This is a genomic window from Oceanisphaera sp., from assembly GCF_052084945.1.
In the GTDB taxonomy this organism is placed as follows: domain Bacteria; phylum Pseudomonadota; class Gammaproteobacteria; order Enterobacterales; family Aeromonadaceae; genus Oceanimonas.
Map to the genome: position 1 here is coordinate 19,225 of NZ_JBQDEX010000033.1, position 3,626 is coordinate 22,850.

4 protein-coding genes and 1 tRNA gene are annotated in these 3,626 nt (G+C 45.5%); 2 read left to right on the forward strand and 3 right to left on the reverse strand.

Features of this window, described 5'->3' with window-relative positions; translation table 11 throughout:
* Positions 1 to 100 precede the first annotated feature (100 nt).
* Positions 101 to 176: transfer RNA gene (locus tag ACTHY5_RS04875), tRNA-Phe, on the forward strand.
* A 225-nt stretch (positions 177 to 401) separates the two neighbouring features.
* Here the strand turns inward: ACTHY5_RS04875 and ACTHY5_RS04880 are convergent.
* From ACTHY5_RS04880 to radC, 3 genes are all read right to left on the reverse strand, one after another.
* Positions 402 to 1,094: a DUF3275 family protein gene (locus ACTHY5_RS04880; protein ID WP_441877184.1), complete on the reverse strand. Its 693-nt coding sequence runs from the start codon at positions 1,092 to 1,094 to the stop codon at positions 402 to 404.
* A 355-nt stretch (positions 1,095 to 1,449) separates the two neighbouring features.
* A complete protein-coding gene (locus tag ACTHY5_RS04885; protein WP_441877187.1) occupies positions 1,450 to 1,776 on the reverse strand; it encodes a tetratricopeptide repeat protein in 327 nt (108 codons plus the stop codon).
* 70 nt (positions 1,777 to 1,846) lie between these two features.
* Complete coding sequence (radC, locus tag ACTHY5_RS04890) at positions 1,847 to 2,380, reverse strand: RadC family protein (RefSeq protein WP_432340110.1); 534 nt, start codon at positions 2,378 to 2,380, stop codon at positions 1,847 to 1,849.
* Positions 2,381 to 3,141: 761 nt separating this feature from the next.
* On the opposite strand from radC, the gene ACTHY5_RS04895 reads away from it, so the two are divergent.
* Positions 3,142 to 3,626, forward strand: a 485-nt coding sequence (locus ACTHY5_RS04895) for a Crp/Fnr family transcriptional regulator (RefSeq protein WP_441877189.1), incomplete at its 3' end; no start/stop codon positions are given.

The window sequence follows — 3,626 nt, forward strand, 5'->3', positions numbered from 1 at the left end:
AGGATTGAAAATCCTCGTGTCGGCGGTTCGATTCCGTCTCCGGGCACCATATTAAGTAAGTCGAAGTAAAGAGTTTTAATAGTCGATACTTTTCGACTACGCCCGGATAGCTCAGTCGGTAGAGCAGAGGATTGAAAATCCTCGTGTCGGCGGTTCGATTCCGTCTCCGGGCACCATTTAAGCCGGCATAGCTCAGTTGGTAGAGCAACTGACTTGTAATCAGTTGGTCAGCATCCAGCATATTTCTACTGAATACCGTCCTAGTATTTTGAAGCTCGGGAGTTCTGAGCTCGACTGAAACGCTGTAGTCGCGCATGAGCATTATGGGTACAGGGCGACTCATATCGTGCTCCTTGAGTCTTTGTAAGTGGCCACCCAAGCAGAGCTGGGTGGCGGTGACGTTAAGTGTAAGCGGGCTGCTTCCACATCTGAGATTTGATGTCCATCTCGTAACCAAGCTCACGCAAGCGTGCAACCTGGGAACGCTGGGTCAGTCGATCAACAGTGGCATCGAGGCGTACTTCCTGACCGAGAGGCCAAATAAGTCCAAATAATGCTTTGTCCGGGTCAGGATCAGCCTGTTGTTCCAACTCCGCTTCGGTCATGCCAAAAGGCATTTCCTCGGAGCTCTCAGTTTTTGGCTTTGATTGAGTTTTTTGGGGTTTGTCACCAACTGTTATGAAGGTGATTTTGTCCTCAAGAGAAGGAATCTCGACAGGCGGGATTTCAAAGGTAGGTGTTTCAAACTCTGCAGGTTCCGGTTCTAAATCCGGAAGCTGAGGAGCTTCTTCTTCAACCGGGTCTTGAATCATCTCATCATCAGCAGTGACAGTTGCGTCAAAACCGTCAAGCGACATGGATTCGAGGTATGCACGGATCTCAACGATCAATGTGCCACCAGCAGTGGAGTAGTAAGAGGGTTTGATTTGCTGGATCAGGAACGAGCCTTCATAGCGACCAGCTGTGTACTGATCAAGGACTGCATCCTTGATAACGAACTCACCTATTGAAGTTGAGAGCTTTGCAGTATTGAAGTCACCGTAACGACCGGTAATCGTCTTGATGACAAGGGTTCCAGGGATCTGGATGCTCATGGTGTTTCTCCAAAAAAGCAAAAAGCGGAGAAACACTTGTCCTGACGGAAAGTATTTTCCGCCAAGGGTAGGTAGGTTAAACATGAACTCACAACGTGAGCGCCGCTTTGCATCATGTACACGGCTTTTGGCATGTTGCTAATCAACGATCAGCGGAACATGACTGAATAATAAGTGACATGTGTTTGGTTGTCCAGACGCGGTTGGTCAGTACCAAAAGCTGCTAATCAGCATTGGTTCAGAAGGGCGAGATACGGTATTTATAGCTCTATCTCAACCCTGTATTCCGGGTAGCACAAATAAAAACGCCTACATACCGAATTGGGATGTAGGCGCTTGCAGTATGTTCATGTGGTTACATGTTTTGATTAATGCTTTTAATCGTGTGGTATGCGTTTGGACAGCCCTGCAGTGCAGCTTTATCAAGCATTTTTAAAGCTCTTGCTCGATCTGAAGCAACACCTTTGCCCCACAGTAGAGCATCGCCAGCAAAATATAGCGCTTGTGTATGACCTTGAAGAGCAGCTTTCTCTGCCCATTCAAAAGCTTTAATGCGATCTCTAGTTACGCCATCTGCCGCTGCGTAGCAGTACACATTAGCTAAGACAAACTGAGCGTCCGTGTCGCCGTTTAATGCTTTTTTTGTCAACCGTGTTAATGCGGCTTTAGTGAGTTTTCTCATTGATTATGCCTCTTGGTAAGACGGCATTACCCCGTACAGGCAGTAATGCCCATACGGGATTTTGGAGAGTTTACAGAAGATTATTTTCTGCAAATGAGTAGGTCGTGTGACCAACGACCATGTGATCCAGGATGCGTACGTCGATCAAGGCTAGTGCCTCTTTTAGACGTTTGGTTAGCGTTTTGTCTGCCTGGCTCGGCTCTGGGTCACCTGAAGGGTGGTTGTGCGCGATTATGCAAGCTGCGGCATTATTAGCCAAAGCGCGCTTAACCACTTGACGAGGATAGACACTAGCGCCGTCAACAGTGCCGTAAAACAGCGTTTCATAAGCTATGACGTTATGTTTGGTGTCTAGGAACAAGCACGCAAACACTTCATGCTCAGGCTTGCCCATTTTGAACTGAATCAGCTCGGTGGCTTTCTTAGGAGAGTCTATACAGACTCGATTGTTAATTTTCTGTGCTGCAATGAGGCTTGCCATTTTTAGCACATCTGTTTCGCTGATATTTTTAGCGCTATAGGTGCCATCCGGTTCCCGTAAGAAACCATAGACATTGTCTAAAAAGCTCAGTGAACTATTAGTTGCTTCGTTAGTAGTTTGCATGGTGTTTCTCCAAAAAAGCAAAAGGCGGAGAAACACAGATCCCTTAACGGAAAAGTGTTTTCCGCCAAGATGGGTAGGGTTATTAGATCAGGTGCGTTCGTATGAGCAGTATTCTACATACTCATGATGAATCATCATTGTGGTGTAGCAGGTATCACATATATCAATACCGCTACTGATTAGAGCTTCTTTATCTAGTCCATGCTTATGAGCTTCATTAAGCTGAACAGGGATTGCTCCAATAGTTTTTTTGCAGTTAAAGCATGCCTCAGCAATTGTGATTTGCATTGTATGTCCCCGAAAGAAAAGACGGAGAGCACAGCACCCAGCGGAGAGTGATTTCTCCGCCAGCCAAGGATAGGTCGATTGAACATGAACTCGCTACGTGAGCGCCGCTTTGCATCATGTACACGGCTTTTGGCATGTTGCTAATCAACGATTAGCGAAACATGACTGAATAATAGGTAACTTGTGTTGGGTTGTCCAGCACTGGGAGGGCAGTGCAAAAAGTGCTATCAACTACTGACTAAAGTGCCGCAGTTTTGCTCTCTTAATCTCAATTCAAGAAATACCTAGGTCTGGCTTCTCGCAATGCCATTAGAAGCTTTAATCTCTGTTGCTTCCAGCCGGGTTGCTTAAAGTGACTTGTGTTGTGGCTCTAAATACCAATATGGGATGTATAAAATATCTAACGTTGGCAATTTGTTGATACTAGAGTAGAATGGTTCTTATTCTCGATACAGTCTTTTTTCGAAATAATTATGGGTAGCCTCTTGGTTTCTTCAGCTGCATATGAACCGTCTTTTGTTGAGTCCCTAGATAAAAACCTTCTGGGCGCTTTGCTTGATGATGCCAAAACAATACAACTTACAGGGCATGAAGTTATATTTCGCTTTGGTCAGCCAGCCACACACTTTTATTGGATAAAAAGCGGTGAAGTAGTGCTTTATCGCCCCTGTTACAGTGGTGAAGAAAAGATTTTCCGCACGCTAAGAATGGGAGACACTGTAGCAGAGACAATGATGTTTATTCGCGATGCACAGTATCCGTTAACTGCACAAGCATTGGGCAATGTAACGTTATATAAAATGTCTAAAGAAAGCTTATTGGCTCTTTGTCAGTGTAACCTAGGCTTGGCAATGCAATTGTTAGAAAACATGGCGATCGCCGTTTCTCAGTCGTTGAACCGGATTGACTTACTGACCATAGGTAACGCTGCGCAACGTATGGCGAGCTATTTAGTGGA